The following is a 15133-nucleotide window of genomic DNA, read 5'->3' on the forward strand; positions in this document are numbered from 1 at the left end:
CTCGCCGTTGATTTGGCGGGGCCCTTGAACTCAGGGGAAACACATGTACGCCGACACGATAATCCAGGACCGCTGGCTTCACAATTACAGGTTTGTGCTGCTGCTGCTGAGCGCGGTGACCGCGCTGACTTATTACCTGGACCCGATGGGTTTGTCATTGATGGAAGCTTTCGGAATCGCGGAAGAAGACGGCGGACCCAGCGCGCCGGCACGGCTTCTGGCCTCCGTCCTGATCAGCGCCATACTGGTGGGCGTGGCGGTTATAACCAGCCTCTTTAACAAAAAAACGCAGGTGCTGATCAGCTGGGCCATCATGACCCTGGTGCTGGGCGGGTTCTTCTATATGTTTGACCTGTCGATAGAATTTATCCGCTCCAAACTCTGGTTTCTGGTTTCCCAGGGCCTGTGGACGACGCTCTATATCTCGGCCATTTCCATTGGCCTCGCCTGTGTCATCGCGCTGATCGCAGCACTGGCCAAACTGTCGGACAATGGCATGGCCAACGGCATTGCCAATTTCTATACCTCGCTGTTTCGCGGTTTGCCGCTGCTGATGCAGGTCTACCTGATCTATATTGGTCTGCCGCAACTGGGCTATGTAGTCGAAGCCATCCCGGCCGGTATTGCGGCGCTTGCGCTGTGTTACGGCGCCTATATGACTGAGATTTTCCGCGCCGGCATTGAAGCCATCCCCAAAGGCCAGTGGGAAGCCGGCCGCGCCATTGGGTTCACCCCGGGGGTGATGATGCGTCGTATCATCCTGCCCCAGGCCATCCCACTGGTGATCCCGGCGATCGGAAATCAGTTTATCGCCATGCTGAAAGACAGCTCGCTGATCTCAGTGATCGGGGTGTGGGAACTGATGTACCTGGCGCGTTCGCTTGGCAATCAGACCTTCCAGCATATGGAAATGCTGATCACGGTCTCCATGATCTACTGGCTGCTGACGATTATCCTCGAAATGATCCAATCCAAAATTGAAAAGGCGTTTAAACATGCCGGAAGATAACGCCATGCCCGCTGTCGCAGGTGCCGCTTCTGACAGAGGCGAGACCATCATCAAGGTCGATAAAATCAGCAAATGGTATGGCGATTTTGCCGCGCTAACCAATGTCTCGCTGAATGTGAAACTTGGCGAACGCATCGTGATCTGCGGCCCGTCAGGCTCGGGGAAATCCACCTTCATCCGCTGTCTGAACCGGTTGGAAGCACATCAGCAAGGCACCATCACCATTGATGGCGCCCGGCTGCATGAGCGGATGAAAAACATCGCGGACGTGCGTAAAAACATCGGCATGGTGTTCCAGGATTTCAACCTGTTCCCGCATATGACGGTGCTGGAAAATTTGACTGCCGCGCCAGTATTTGCCGATGGGGTCAAGCCAGCCGAGGCCAGAGAGACCGCGATGACATATCTGCATCGGGTGAAAATCCCCGAACAGGCAGACAAATATCCGGGACAGTTGTCGGGCGGACAAAAACAACGTGTCGCCATTGCGCGGGCGCTTTGCATGAAGCCGAAAATCATGCTGTTTGACGAACCCACCTCTGCACTGGACCCGGAAATGGTTTCGGAAGTTCTGGAGACGATGGTGGATCTGGCGCGCGAAGGTATGACAATGATCTGCGTCACCCATGAGATGGACTTTGCCCGCGATGTAGCGGACCGGGTCATCTTTATGGACCGGGGCGAGATTGTTGAACAGAACACGCCAGAAGCTTTTTTCGACAATCCGCAGGAGGAACGCACCCGCAAGTTCCTCGGTCAGATCGTACACGGTCATCCGCAGGCCCCAGCCGTTGTCCAGCAGGTACAACCCGCTACAGCCGCGCCGTAAACAGCCGTCTGAAATGCCAAATCTGTGGTTGAGAAAACAACGCCGTGCCCGGATTACCGGGCGCGAGCAGATACTTATTGCCTGCTTGCCAGCAGGCACAGGCCAGCCTCAGGAGGCATGGATATGACCGTTTTTTCAGTACAGGCACCCCGGGCCGTGATAATGATCCGGCCGCACCGGTTTGCCCCAAACCCGGCCACCGCGCGTGACAATGCGTTTCAGGCCACGGATCCCATGCGCGCCGCATTCGTAGTGTCGCAAGCCGCTTATGACGAATGCACCGATCTGGCCGCCACTTTGGAACGTGCTGGCGTGCGGGTTCATCTGTTCGATGATATTGACGACGACAGCCCGGATTCTGTGTTTCCCAACAACTGGTTTTCCACCCACAGCGGTGGGCATGTGGTGACCTATCCGATGGCCTCGCCCAGCCGGCGCAAAGAGCGGCGCAGTGACATCCTTGAGATGTTGAAAGATCAGTACCGCGTGCAATCAATCGTCGATTATTCCGGTCTTGAGCAGGACGGGGTCTTTCTGGAAGGCACCGGTGCCATGGTGCTGGATCACGCGGAACGGGTGGCCTATGCGGTGAAATCGGACCGGATGAGCGACGTGGCGCTGGAACGGTTTTGCACCCATGTCGGCTTTGAGCCCGTGGTCTTTGACGCCGCCGACAGCAATGGCGTCGCGGTGTACCACACCAATGTGCTGATGTGCATCGGGGATGCGTTCTGCCTTGCCGCCTTTGACATGATCACCGACCCGGCACGGCGCGCTGAAATCCACGACCGGCTGACCGCCTCTGGGCGCGTCACCATCAATCTGAGCGAAAGGCAGATCCGCGAATTTGCCGGCAATGCTATTGAGCTGATGGGCACCGACGGGCGCGTCCTGGCGCTGTCCAGGCGGGCTTTCAAAGCACTGACTGCAGACCAAATCCGCGAGCTGGAGCGGTTTGTAACGCTGGTGCCCGTGGACATCCCGACCATTGAGCTCGCCGGGGGATCGGTGCGCTGCATGATTGCCGGCATTCACCTGTCGCCCCGACTTGAGACGCATGCAAATACCGCTACGAAAAAGGCCTCCTGATGAGCAATATTAAAGCCGATAAAACAACAGTCATCCGCAATTGTAACTGGATTGTTGCCTGGAACGAGGCGACCGGGTCTCAGGAATATCTACAAGGCGCAGATATGGCATTCTGTGGTGACGAAATTCTCTATGTCGGCGCGCAATATGCCGGCAGCGCTGAGGTCGAAATCGACGGGCGCGAGGTGATGCTGATGCCTGGATTTGTCAATATCCACAGCCACCCTGGCCATGAGCCTGGCTGGAAGGGCATGATGGAAGAGCTGGGCAGCCCAAAGCTTGGTCAAAGTTCGCTTTATGAATTCATGCCGGTGTTTGATATTGGCCCGGAATATGCCCGCCCCGCCTGCCGGGTGTCACAGTCGGAACTGTTGAAAAGCGGCGTTACCACCATTTGTGACCTGGCGCCGCCGCGCGAAGACTGGATCGGCGATTATGAGGAATCCGGTATCCGCGCCGCGCTCTGGGGCATGTTCCGCGCCGGACCGTGGAAGACAAAAAATGGCCATTCGGTGGAATATGACCTGGTGGAAAGCCGTGGCGACCGCTTGCTGGTCGATGCGGTGGCGGCGGCGGATGCGGCCAACGCCCATGCCAGCCCACTGATCAGCGGATATATCTGCCCGGCGCAGATTGATACCTGTTCTGAAAACCACATCATGGGGGCGCTGGAAGCGGCACGCGAGCGCGGCCAGCCGATCCAGATTCACGCGGCGCAAAGCGTGGTGGAGTTCCAGGAAATCACCCGCCGCCATGGCTGCACCCCGGTAGAATGGCTGGACCGGATGGGTGCGCTTGGTCCGGACACGGTGATCGGCCACGGTATTTTTCTCAATGACCACCCCTGGATTCACTGGCCCCATGCCAATGATTTTGAGCTGCTGGCCGACAGCGGTGCGCAGGTCGCCCATTGTCCGGTGGTCTTTGCGCGCCGTGGCATCGCCATGAACACGTTGCGCCGCTATGTGGATGGGGGCGTGCCGGTGGGTATCGGCACCGACACTTTCCCGCATAACATGCTCGATGAGTTGCGCATGGCCTGTTACGCCGGGCGTATCATCGGCGGCAGCTTTACCGCCGCCCCAACCAGCTATGCATTTGATGCCGCCACCCATGTGGGCGCCGACATCATCCGCCGTCCTGATCTCGGGCGACTGGCGGCGGGCTGCAAAGCGGACTTCTCCATCGTTGATATGAAAAACCGGTATATGCAGCCGGATTACGACCCGATCCGCAGCATCGTTTATTCCGCCAACGATCGCGCCATCCGTGACGTTTATGTTAACGGCGTCCAGGTAGTGGCCGACGGCGAAGTGCTCACCCTCGACATCAGTGATGACATCGAAATGCTGCGGCGCGGTCAGCGGGACGCGATGAAAACCGCTTCTCAGCGCGACTGGGCCGGGCGCGAAATCGAAGAGCTGACGCCGCGGGTCTACCAGATTGGCAAAGCCCGGGTTTAAACCGGAATTTTGAGCCCTCTGCGAACCGTGCTGCTTTTGGCGCGGTCGCGGCAGAGGGCCTGAGAAACGAGGACATTATGACACTGCAATTGATTGATAACCCACCCCCCTGGCCCAATGGCGCCCGCTGTGCGGTCTGTTTTGCGTTTGACTTTGACGCCGAAAGCCTGCTGCATCTGTTCTTTCCCGACGATGCACAACGCCACGTCTCCTTTGGCGCCAACCTGCGCTATGGTGCCCAGGTAGCCATGCCGCGCATCATCAAAATCTGGGAGCATTTCAACATGCGCCAGACCGCTTTTGTGCCGGGCTGGTGTGTTGAAAAATACCCCGATGTGATCCGCGCCCTGGTGAACGGCGGCCATGAGATCGGCCACCACGGTTGGCTGCATGAACGCATCAACCAGTTTTCCCGCGAAGAAGAACGCACCATCCTGCTGCGCGGCATTGAGGCGATCGAGAAAGTCACCGGCAAACCACCCGTGGGCTACCGCGCGCCTTCCAACGCGTTTTCCGAACATACGCTGGATCTGCTGCTGGAGAACGGTTTCAAATATGATTCCTCGCTTGGCGGCCACGACATCCCCTATCAGATGCAAGGCCGCTCCGGTCAGCGCATGCTACAGCTGCCCTATGATATTTCCTCGGACGACTGGGCGCAGTTTGTGCATCTGGACGACGCGGAACACAATATGCCGATCCGGGCACCGGAACGCGCCTTTGAGGTGTACCGCGCCGATTTTGATGCGGCCTGGAAATACGGTGGTTTCTGGACCTCGGTCTGGCATCCGTTTGCGTCGGGCCGCCTTGCGCGCGCCGACGCTATGATCAATCTGATCGAATATATGATCGACAAGGGCGATGTGTGGTTCGCGCCATTACACGAGATCTCGGCCCATATCGACGGGCTGATTGCGCGCGGCGAATGGTCGCCAGTGGTGGAGCACTTGCCGCTGTGTGACGGCCCGGAACCCCAGATCGCCAGACCCAGCCGCTAACATGGCCCGCAAAAATCATCTGCGACAGCCCCTGGGACCAAAATTTAGCATTGGTTTCAGGGGCCTCGGCGCGGCCTCCGCCGCGTGATGGATAACCTTGCTAAGGTCTATTTAAGTTATACCTTTCAAATTGTTAGGCGAATAACGGCGCATCCTTATTTTTTGCCGCGCTATGATGTTGACGCCCTGAAATTCTTCCCTATGACCTTGCCCAGAGCTGCGTCTTGCGCCCCATCAGGCTGCAGGCGTCACAGGAGGGCTGAGCTATTCTGAAACATTTGAATGATCCCGTTTTCATCGATGGTGCCTGGGTCTTGCCGTTTGTTCAGGGCGGCAAAGGTGTCGGCGCCAGCAATGGCAGAAGCGCCGGCGCATGGGCTGCAGAAAACGCGCTGGGGACATTTTCCGGCACGGGTGCAGCCATCGGTTATGACAGCCGCGGCGTGGAAATCTCTTATCCCCACAGCGGCCGCCTGCGTCAGGACCGTCACGAGGAACTGGTGGCCTGGTCAATCGAGGGCGGCATCCTGCAGGCGGGCATCGCCCATGCGGCGGCGGCAGGCAAAGGCCGGATCCGGGTCAATTTCCTGAAAATGGCCGGCGGAACATTGCGGACGATGGCGGGGGTGCTGGCGGGCACAAGGCTGCCTGAGGGCGGCAATATGATCCATGCGGTGACCATGGGTGCCGGTCTGCCTGGCGAAGAAGAAGCCGAGATCTGCCAGCGCGAAGGGGTTTATCTGGACCCGATCATCTCAAGCGTTATGGCGTTGAAAGTGCTGCTGAAACGTAATTTCAAGAAATGGAGCGGGCAGTTCAGCACCCTGATCGGCGCGGTGGTCTATGAAGACCCCTGGCTCGCCGGTGGCCACAATGGCATTACCAGCCGGGAGGACGCCGACAGTCCGCAATCCCCCTATGAGCGGGTCAGGGCCCTGCGCAATTGCATGAATGAAAACGGCATGCAGCAGGTAGCCATCATCATGGCCGGCGGCGTCTGGTATCTGCGGGAATTTGAACACTGGCTGGGTGATCCGGACATCGGCCCCATCGCCTTCCAGTTTGGCAGTCGTGATCTGTTAACACAGGAGTGTCCGATATCCGACGCCTGGAAAGCGCTGATCCTGTCGATGAAAGAGGGCGACATCGCACTGAATAAATTCAGCCCGACCGGGTTCCATTCTTCGGCCTATAAAAATGCGATGATCGAAAACCTTTATGGCAACATTCAGCGTCAGGTGCCCTTTGCGACCAAAGCCAGCGAGGCAATGCCCTGCCAGGTGCAGGGCTCGGCGGTGCCAGGCAATGGTTTTCACGTCGCTGAGGCCGACAGCGCCAGCGTTGCCCGCTGGATTGCGGCCGGGTTTAACACCCCCCTGCGTACGCCGGACGACACGCTGATCTTTGTTACCCCCGAGCGGGCGCGCGAAATCCGCGAACATCGCAGTGACTGTGTGGGCTGTCTGGCGACGTGCGCTTTAAGTGCCTGGAGCCAGGACGCTGACAAAAGATTTGTTACCGGCAAACGGCCGGATCCACGTGCCTATTGCATCCGAAAAAGCCTGGTCGGCGCCATTCAGGGCGAGGATTTGCAGCAACAGCTTATCTTCACCGGCCACAAGGCGTTTCAGGCGGGAAGCGACCCGTTTTACCGCGGCGCCGATGGCGATATCTTCATTCCAACGGTGAAACAGTTTGTGGCGCGGCTGGCGACCGGCAACTGACGCTGGTCCGCGACAAACGACAACTCCAGGGTGTTTCATGCGCGCCCTGCACGCTGCCCTGAAACCTCTGCGCCCGGGCCTTCGCCGCGCTTCGTGCAGACGGTGGCGGGCGGCGCGCCTGCTGGGAGTTTGTCCTTTTCAAATCCCGGGCACCAGTGCTACAGGCGAAAGTGTCGGAGCTGAAACACCTGGTTTCGGTGGTGCCCGTGTTCGCGGCGAATACAGTTCAGTCTGTTGAAATCCGCCGGGGAAGACGGGCGGGCAGAGTGTAAGGGATAGAGTGTCAGCATGTTAAAACCGGCCCCGACAGAATGAAACATTATTCGAAATTACTGCAAAGGCTGGCGGTTATTGTTGTGGTCTCTGCTGGCTTCTACGTCGCGCTTGTTCAATATTTTTCGCGTCAGGAGGTCTGGCAAACGGAAAACAGGGCGGCTTTTTTTGCCAGCACAATTGATGATGCGTTGCGCCGCCTTTGGCATCTGCCCTTTGTGATTTCGCAGAATGAGGCGGTGGTGGAAGCGCTGCAAAATGGCAATGGATCGGCACTGAGCCCACGGCTCCGGGAATTCGCACTAAGTGCGGATGCCGACCATATTTTCCTGATGGATCTGACCGGAAACACCATTGCCGCGTCGAATTTCGGCACAGCGGACAGTTTTATCGGCAACAGCTACATGTTCCGACCCTATTTCAGAGACGCCGTTCTTGGCGGAACCGGACAGTTTTTTGCCATCGGCGCCACCACCGGTGAACCGGGATATTTTGTATCGGCACCGGTGCGGGACAACGCCGGAGGCATCATCGGGGTGATCGTCGTTAAAACCGGCCTGGATTCGCTGAGCCGGGCCTGGCAGAATTCAGGCGAACGCATTCTGGTGAGCAACCCGGACACGGTGGTCCTGCTGGCCTCTGACAACGTTGATCAGTTTCGTACCCTGCAGCCGCTGACCGATCCGGCCCGACAAAGTTTGGAAAAGGCACAACAATTTGGTGATCAGCCGCTGCTGCCGCTCGACTGGCAGGTGGGCGGCAACGGACGTGTCACGCTCGACGGGGCAGAATACCTGCTCGCTGAGGCGCAGATTAAGCAGCAGGACTGGACGGTTTATCTGCTGTCTGACCTGACTGGCATCCGACTGCGCGCGGGACTGGTGATTGCCGGCGTTCTGGCCGCACTGTTTGGCGTCATCATCGCAATCACCGGCTTCCGTTCGGCCCGTCTGCGCGAGGCGCTGTGGAAATCGGACGCCGACCGGGTGCGTCTGACCCGGGAAATTGAAGTGCGCCGGGCCGCAGAATCTGATCTCAAAGTCGCCAAGGACGGCCTGGAACGGGCCAGCCGGCTGGCGGCGCTGGGGCAGTTGTCCGCCTCAATCACCCATGAGCTGGGCCAGCCGATTTCAGCGATGCGCAACTATCTGACCGCCGAAGAAATCGCCACCGACGCGCCGCCCAACAGCCTGAACCCTCAGCTCTCCGGACTGGTCGACCGGATGCAGAATATCAACAACCAGCTGCGTTTTTTTGCCACTCCCGGCGTTGAAGACAGCCGTGTCTTTGATCTCCGCCGTGCCAATGATGCCGCGGCGGAATTGGTGGCGCACGGCATGAGCGCAACTAACGTGACCCTGATCCGGCACTATGCGCAGGGCGCGGTACATGTGGCGGGCAATCAGCAACGCATTGAACAGGTTCTGGTAAATCTGCTGCGCAACGCGATTGACGCGGTGTCCGGGCAGGCGCTGCGCCAGATCACGGTTGAAGTGGATTGCAGCGACAGGCGCGCCTTTGTGCGTGTCACCGATACCGGCACCGGGCTGGAAGGTCGCAGCATGGACAATCTGCAAGAGCCGTTCATGACTACAAAATCATCCGGCGTCGGCATGGGGCTTGGGCTGGCCATTTCGGCGCAGATTGCCAAAGATATGAACGGGACTATAGAAGCGCAGGACGCACGGCACAGTGGCGCAGAGTTCACCCTGTGGCTGCCGCTTTCGGAGGAACACCAATGAGCAAAACGAGTTTCAAAATCGTCGTTGCCGATGATGACCGCGAATTGCGCCAGTCGCTGGAGCACCTGTTGACGCGGTCGGGCTGGGAAGTCGACGTGTTCGCCGATGCCCGCTCTGCATTGTCGCGGCTTAAAGACCTGGAACCGGATGTGATCCTGTCAGATGTGCGGATGCCGGGCATGTCCGGGCTGGAATTTCTGGCCGCGTTGGACAAAGGTACCGCGCCGCCGCTGGTGCTGATTTCGGCACATGGCGATATTTCTATGGCGGTGCAGGCGATGCAGGACGGGGCCTATTCCTTCCTGGAAAAACCCTTTGATCCGCGTCAGTTGCTGCGGGTTCTGCGCCATGCAGCCGAAAACCACCGACTATTGTCCACTACCAAACGTCTGCGCGCCCAACTGTCGGAACTCTCCGGCATTGACCGGGTGTTGCTGGGCGCAAGCGACAGTATGACCGCCCTGCGCAACGATGTTTTTGAAATTGCCGACACCAAAAGCACCGTGCTCATTCAAGGCGAAACCGGTACCGGCAAGGAGCTGATCGCCCGCGCGCTGCACGCGATGAGTCCGCGCAGTGATCAGCCGTTTATGCCGGTTAACTGTGCCAATATGCCGCCCGAAACCATGGAGCTGCAGATGTTCGGCGCGGTGGACGGGCCACAGGGGTTTTTCCGCAAAGCTGAAGGCGGCACCATCTTTCTTGACGAGGCCGGAGCTTTCCCGCTTGAAGCCCAGGCCAAGCTGTTGCGTGCACTGGAAACCGGCGAAATTACCCCGGCCGGCTCAGACGAGGTGATCAGAACTGATGTGCGGGTGATTGCGGCCTCCAATGAAAACCTCGAAGCCAAAGCCAGAGAGGGCCGCTTTCGTGCCGATTTTCTCTATCGGCTGAACACGTTTCAGATCGAACTGCCGGCGCTTCGGACGCGTGGCGAAGATGTGATCATGATTTTTCAGCATTTTGTCACCCAGGTGGCAGAAACCTATGAGGTGCAGCCGCCGGAACTGACTGCCGGAGACGCTGCGACACTGCTGTCTTATGACTGGCCGGGCAACGTTCGGGAATTGCGTCACGTGGCCGAACGCCGGGTGCTGGCAGCGCGGCGTGGTGGCGGCTCGGTTGCGGCGGCGCTGCGCATAGAAGAGGGCGACCAGGATATCCCTGAAACGCTGCGCGAAGCCATCGCTGCCTTTGAACGCACACTTATTTCCAAATCCATCAAGACCCATGGCGGCCGGATGGAATCCGTTGCCGAAGCACTTGGCATCGGCCGGCGCACGCTGAATGACAAAATTGTCAAACTGGGTATCGCCAAAGATGTTTTGCTGGAAGACTGACGCGCGGATCTTCGCAGAGCTGTTGCCGCTGCATATGCGGTTTTTTTCATAGGTGGAATTTATCTCCTGATTTACCATTCTGGCAATTGGCCTGATTACAAGGCCGGTTTTTTTGGGAGGAAACTATGAAGATTTTCAAAACGGCGGCTGCTTCAGTCATCGCCATGTCATTGTCCGTTGCTGCCCCGGCTCAGGCCGAAGAAGCCAATTACATTCTTGCAACCGCCTCCACCGGCGGCACCTATTATCCCGTCGGTGTGGCGCTCGCCACTCTGGTGAAGGTGAAACTGCAACCAAAACAAAAAATCGGCATGGCCGCCATCAGCTCTGCCGGCTCCGGCGAGAACGTGCGCCTGCTGCGTGAGGGCGAAGCCCAGTTTGGCATTATGCAGGGCCTGTACGGCTATTATGCTGCCACCGGCACCGGGCCGCTTGCGGAAGTCGGGCCACAGGAAAACCTGCGCTCCGTCACCATGCTGTGGCAGAATGTGGAACAGTTCGTGGTCGACTCCGATGTTGCCAAGACCGGCACCATGTCTGACATGGTCGCTCTGACCGGCGAAAACATGGCGATGGGCAAACAGAACTCCGGCACCATTGGCTCAAACGCCGCGCTGCTGGCCGGTCTGGGTGTGGATATCTCCAGCGACTATTCCCTGGTTTACGGTGGTTATGGCCCCTCGGCTGAAGCGTTGCAAAACGGTCAGGTCGAAGGTGTCGGCATCCCCGCAGGTGTGCCCACCGGTGCGATCAGCCAGCTTTTTGCCTCCGCAGGTGACAGCGTGACCATGCTGAACTTTACCGACGCTCAGATTCAAGCTGCTGATGGCGGCCGGGGTCTCTGGACACCGTTCACCATCGAAGCGGGCACCTATCCTGGTCAGGACGCCGATATCAACACCATCGCGCAGCCAAACTTCCTGGCCACCAGCGCAGATGTATCGGAAGAAAACGTCTACCTGATCACCAAAACCATCTATGAAAACCTGGCGTTCCTGCAGGCAATCCACCCGGCAACCAAAGCGATGATGATTGAACGCGCCATCGCTGGTCTGCCGCTGCCGCTGCACCCCGGTGCCGCGCGCTATTATGCTGAAATCGGCATCGATATCCCTGAAAGCCTGATCGCCAACTGATCACTTTCAGCACGCCTGATCCGGGACGTCCCGGGTCAGGTTATTTTATGGGGAGATGAAGATGACCGACGCCAGCCAACAGCCGGAAGAAACCTCTGCACGAATGGCCAGAGGCAAGGCAGCCACGGCACTGATGGCATTTTCAGCCCTGTTTGCTTTTGCACATCTTTATAACGCTCTGTTTCCGGTGGTTTCGGAATTTCAGCGCAACGCTTTCCATTTCGCCGGCTTTGCTTTCCTGGCGGCGTTTTACTACCCGTTTTTCTCCACAAAGGGCAAATCAAGAACCCTGCTGATGCTGGACCTGACGTTCGGCACCCTGGTTGCCATCTCTGCGATCTACCTGACATTCGCCGAAAACGCGATTTACGCGCGTGGTGTCAAACTTTCACCACTTGACTGGGTCGCAACCGGCATCGCCATTCTTGGCGCCATTGAGCTGACCCGGCGTCTGACCGGCTGGGTGATCCCGGCGCTGATCATCCTGTCGTTGAGCTATGTCGGCTTTTGGGGCCAGTATGTGGGCGGTATTTTCTCTTTTCCCGGTCTCAGCTGGGAATCCGTCGCGTTTCGCTCGATCTACGGCGACGATGCGATGTTTGGCACCATTGCCCGCATTTCTTCGACCTACGTCTTTCTCTTCATCATCTTTGGCGCTTTCCTGCTCCGTTCCGGGGCCGGCGATTTCATCATCGATCTGGCCCGCGCTGTGGCCGGCAAGCTGGTCGGCGGACCTGGTCTGGTGGCGGTGATTGCTTCCGGTTTGACCGGGACGATTTCGGGCTCCGCCGTGGCCAACACAGCCTCCACTGGCGTGATCACCATCCCGCTGATGAAAAAGGCTGGCTTCCCGTCGAAATTCGCCGCCGGCGTTGAGGCTGCGTCCTCCACCGGTGGCCAGATCATGCCGCCGATCATGGGCGCCGGGGCCTTTGTCATGGCCAGCTTTACCCAGATCCCCTATGAGACCATCGTCGCCGTCGCAGCGCTGCCGGCACTGCTCTATTTCCTCTCTGTTGCGTTTTTTGTGCGCATTGAGGCCAAGCGGCTGAGCCTGCAGCCAATGGCCGCCAACGGCCAGACCCTGGGCCAGGCATTTCGCAAGGGCGGCGCCAGTTTTGTGCTGCCCATCGGCCTGCTGATCGGCTTGCTGGTCGCCGGGTTCACCCCCACCTATGCCGCTGTGATCGGCATCGTGGCGGTGATCGCCTCCAGCTGGCTGACACAGAATCCTATGGGCCCGCGCGCCGTGGTTGAAGCGCTGGCGTTGGGGACCAAAAACATGGTGCTGACAGCCGTGCTGCTCAGCGCCGTTGGCCTGGTGGTGAATGTGATCACCACAGCCGGTATCGGCAACACCTTCAGCCTGATGATCGCCAGCTGGTCCGGCGGTAATATCCTGATTGCGCTGGTTCTGGTGGCACTGGCCAGCCTGATCCTGGGCATGGGCCTGCCGGTAACCGCGTCTTATATCGTGCTGGCCACCCTGTCCGCACCGGCGCTTGCCGGCATGATTGCCGACCGTTTTGTGATTGAGGCGCTGGTGGACGGCAGCCTGACGGATTCCGCAAGGGCGATCCTGATGCTGGGAGTGCCCGAAGCGATGGAGCTTCTGCTGGGCCCGATGAGCGCGGCCCAGGCCAGCGATCTGATTGGCAATCTGCCGCTTGAGATCGCCGCACCGCTGCGCGATCTGATGGTGCCACCAGAGATCACCCTGGCCGCCTTGCTGTCGGCCCATATGATCATATTCTGGCTGAGCCAGGACAGCAATGTCACGCCACCCGTCGCGCTGGCATCCTTCACCGCTGCGGCCATTGCCAAAGCCCCCGCCATGGCCACGGCGGTCACCAGCTGGAAACTGGCAAAAGGGCTCTATATCGTGCCGGTTCTGTTCGCCTATACGCCGCTGCTGTCGGGGGACTGGGGTGCGATGCTGTCGGTCTTCGGCTTTGCAGTTGTTGGCATTTACGGCATCGCCGCCGCGTTTCAGGGCTGTATGGAGCGGCCGTTTGGCTGGACCCTGCGCATGCTCGCTTTTAGCGGTGGCGCGGCTTGCCTCTGGCCGTCCGACATCCGCATCCAGATCGCCGGTGTAATTACTGTCGTGGCTCTGCTGGTTCTGAACGTGCTGAACTATGGCACACAACAGCCACAGAAACCTGAAGGGCTGCAAGGGTAAGACCCTGCTAGTTTGATGGACAGCAATCCGGAAACAGGTTTTCTGGCCGCAGACCTTTGGAAGGCGTTATTCAATATGACAGGGCCGGCGTCGAAACGACAGTCCACCGGGAGGCCCGCGGGCAGACACATCAGCCCGCAGTTGTTTATGTCATGGCCCAAGCAGTGATGGGAGTAATTATACCCATAATCGATGTTATGTAACAATTTTGCATTACTGCTGCGCCAGATGAGTCAGACCTGGGCCTCCGCTCTCATGTCAAATCAGAGAAAGTCTCAAAGTCCGGCCCTTTGAAGCCACTGCTAATTATCTTCGGAAGTGAGTAATAATGTTCCAAAATCGTTTTTGCACACCCAGATCCAACCAAATTTCTTCTTGTTAATAAATACAAAGAAGTAATGCGCATGGTGAACTTAGGTTTCAACAGGATCTCAGTCTGGGGGAAACACACAGCCAGGGTGGCTGAATTTGTTGCGGCCGTTGCGGGCCCCTCTAATTTCAATGTTATTGCTCCGGTCCCGGGCATTTTGATCAATGTACGGACAGTCTCGCCATCATTGCCCGGGCGGTGCCACCGATTGAGGGCGATGTTCTGGTCGACGTAACGCAGTTTGTGCACCCCTTGGGGGAGGCCGTGCAGAATGTCATCGCGCCGTTCTTTGCTGACAACGACTACAACCATTTCAAGCGCCTCAGAGAACGGATTGATGCCAATCTCAGCCGGACACATCGCACGCAACCAATCTTCCCCAGAGACTACAAGGGCGATGATGTGGTCGACACCTATCTGGCTGGTACGCATCTGAAAGACCTCTTTCATCTGCGCACGCCGTTTGAAATCCCCGAGGAGTCGCGCTTTGAGCATATGCATATTGTTGCCGGCTCAGGTCACGGTAAAACCCAGACGCTGCAATACTTCATTGCCAGGGATCTCGAAGAGGTGGCGCGTGGCGACAAGTCTGTTGTGGTGATCGACAGCCAGGGTGATCTGATTAATACGATCCTCAAAGCCACGGTCCTGCCGCCAGAAAAGATTGTGCTGATCGATCCCGAAGACATTGCTTTCCCGGTCAGTCTCAATCTGTTCTCAGTCGGACAAGACCGGTTGCAAAACTACGGTGGTCTTGTCCCGATTTAGTTCCGGTCTCTTTCGAGCGATATTCGCAATGAAGGAGACAAGAAATGGCACCAAGATACAGCGAAGAATTCCAGCGTGACGCGGTTCGCATTGCAACGACCAGCGGCCTGACGCGACCCCGGATTGCGTCGGATTTGGGGGGTGGCGTTTCGACCCTGAACAAGTGGGTTCAACAACACCAGAACGACGACCTGATGTCTGGCCCACATG

General features: G+C 58.2%; 13 protein-coding genes. 12 read left to right on the forward strand and 1 reads right to left on the reverse strand.

The annotated features are described in order from the left end of the window. Positions 1 to 43: 43 nt before the first annotated feature. The 10 genes from DWA01_RS07945 (at position 44) to DWA01_RS07990 (ending at position 13785) form a co-directional block, all read left to right on the forward strand. Positions 44 to 1009: an amino acid ABC transporter permease gene (locus DWA01_RS07945; RefSeq protein WP_114285313.1), complete on the forward strand. Its 966-nt coding sequence runs from the start codon at positions 44 to 46 to the stop codon at positions 1007 to 1009. A 4-nt stretch (positions 1010 to 1013) separates the two neighbouring features. After that, on the forward strand, positions 1014 to 1838 hold the full coding sequence (locus tag DWA01_RS07950) for an amino acid ABC transporter ATP-binding protein (RefSeq protein WP_114285322.1): 825 nt from the start codon (positions 1014 to 1016) through the stop codon (positions 1836 to 1838). Between the two features lie 123 nt (positions 1839 to 1961). Then, on the forward strand, positions 1962 to 2927 hold the full coding sequence (ctlX, locus tag DWA01_RS07955) for a citrulline utilization hydrolase CtlX (protein WP_114285323.1): 966 nt from the start codon (positions 1962 to 1964) through the stop codon (positions 2925 to 2927). Then, entirely contained in the window at positions 2927 to 4390 is a 1464-nt protein-coding gene (locus tag DWA01_RS07960; RefSeq protein ID WP_114285314.1) for an amidohydrolase family protein, read from the forward strand. The genes ctlX and DWA01_RS07960 overlap by 1 nt, the downstream gene beginning before the upstream one ends. Before the next feature lie 77 nt (positions 4391 to 4467). After that, positions 4468 to 5388 (forward strand): polysaccharide deacetylase family protein, encoded by a 921-nt coding sequence (locus DWA01_RS07965; RefSeq protein ID WP_114285315.1) that lies wholly within the window; start codon positions 4468 to 4470, stop codon positions 5386 to 5388. A 278-nt stretch (positions 5389 to 5666) separates the two neighbouring features. Further along, on the forward strand, positions 5667 to 7112 hold the full coding sequence (locus tag DWA01_RS07970) for an NAD(P)H-dependent flavin oxidoreductase (protein ID WP_114285316.1): 1446 nt from the start codon (positions 5667 to 5669) through the stop codon (positions 7110 to 7112). Positions 7113 to 7423: 311 nt separating this feature from the next. After that, the gene (locus DWA01_RS07975) at positions 7424 to 9127 is read left to right on the forward strand and encodes a sensor histidine kinase (protein WP_114285317.1); all 1704 of its coding nucleotides are present in this window, start codon (positions 7424 to 7426) and stop codon (positions 9125 to 9127) included. Continuing rightward, on the forward strand, positions 9124 to 10467 hold the full coding sequence (locus DWA01_RS07980) for a sigma-54-dependent transcriptional regulator (protein WP_114285318.1): 1344 nt from the start codon (positions 9124 to 9126) through the stop codon (positions 10465 to 10467). Before DWA01_RS07975 ends, DWA01_RS07980 begins: the two co-directional genes overlap by 4 nt. Before the next feature lie 125 nt (positions 10468 to 10592). Then, a complete protein-coding gene (locus tag DWA01_RS07985) occupies positions 10593 to 11603 on the forward strand; it encodes a TAXI family TRAP transporter solute-binding subunit (protein ID WP_114285319.1) in 1011 nt (336 codons plus the stop codon). Between the two features lie 61 nt (positions 11604 to 11664). Then, on the forward strand, positions 11665 to 13785 hold the full coding sequence (locus tag DWA01_RS07990) for a TRAP transporter permease (protein ID WP_114285320.1): 2121 nt from the start codon (positions 11665 to 11667) through the stop codon (positions 13783 to 13785). Between the two features lie 253 nt (positions 13786 to 14038). Here the strand turns inward: DWA01_RS07990 and DWA01_RS22920 are convergent, their stop codons facing one another. Beyond that, positions 14039 to 14587: a hypothetical protein gene (locus DWA01_RS22920; protein WP_136057691.1), complete on the reverse strand. Its 549-nt coding sequence runs from the start codon at positions 14585 to 14587 to the stop codon at positions 14039 to 14041. Here DWA01_RS22920 and DWA01_RS22925 point away from each other — a divergent pair. Further along, positions 14558 to 14923, forward strand: coding sequence for a helicase HerA domain-containing protein (locus DWA01_RS22925; RefSeq protein ID WP_136057692.1), 366 nt, complete (start codon positions 14558 to 14560; stop codon positions 14921 to 14923). The genes DWA01_RS22920 and DWA01_RS22925 overlap by 30 nt on opposite strands. Before the next feature lie 44 nt (positions 14924 to 14967). Then, positions 14968 to 15133, forward strand: a 166-nt coding sequence (locus DWA01_RS08000; protein ID WP_136057665.1) for a transposase, incomplete at its 3' end; no start/stop codon positions are given.

The sequence above is a fragment of the Candidatus Halocynthiibacter alkanivorans genome (assembly GCF_003333265.1).
GTDB classification, from domain to species: domain Bacteria; phylum Pseudomonadota; class Alphaproteobacteria; order Rhodobacterales; family Rhodobacteraceae; genus Halocyntiibacter_A; species Halocyntiibacter_A alkanivorans.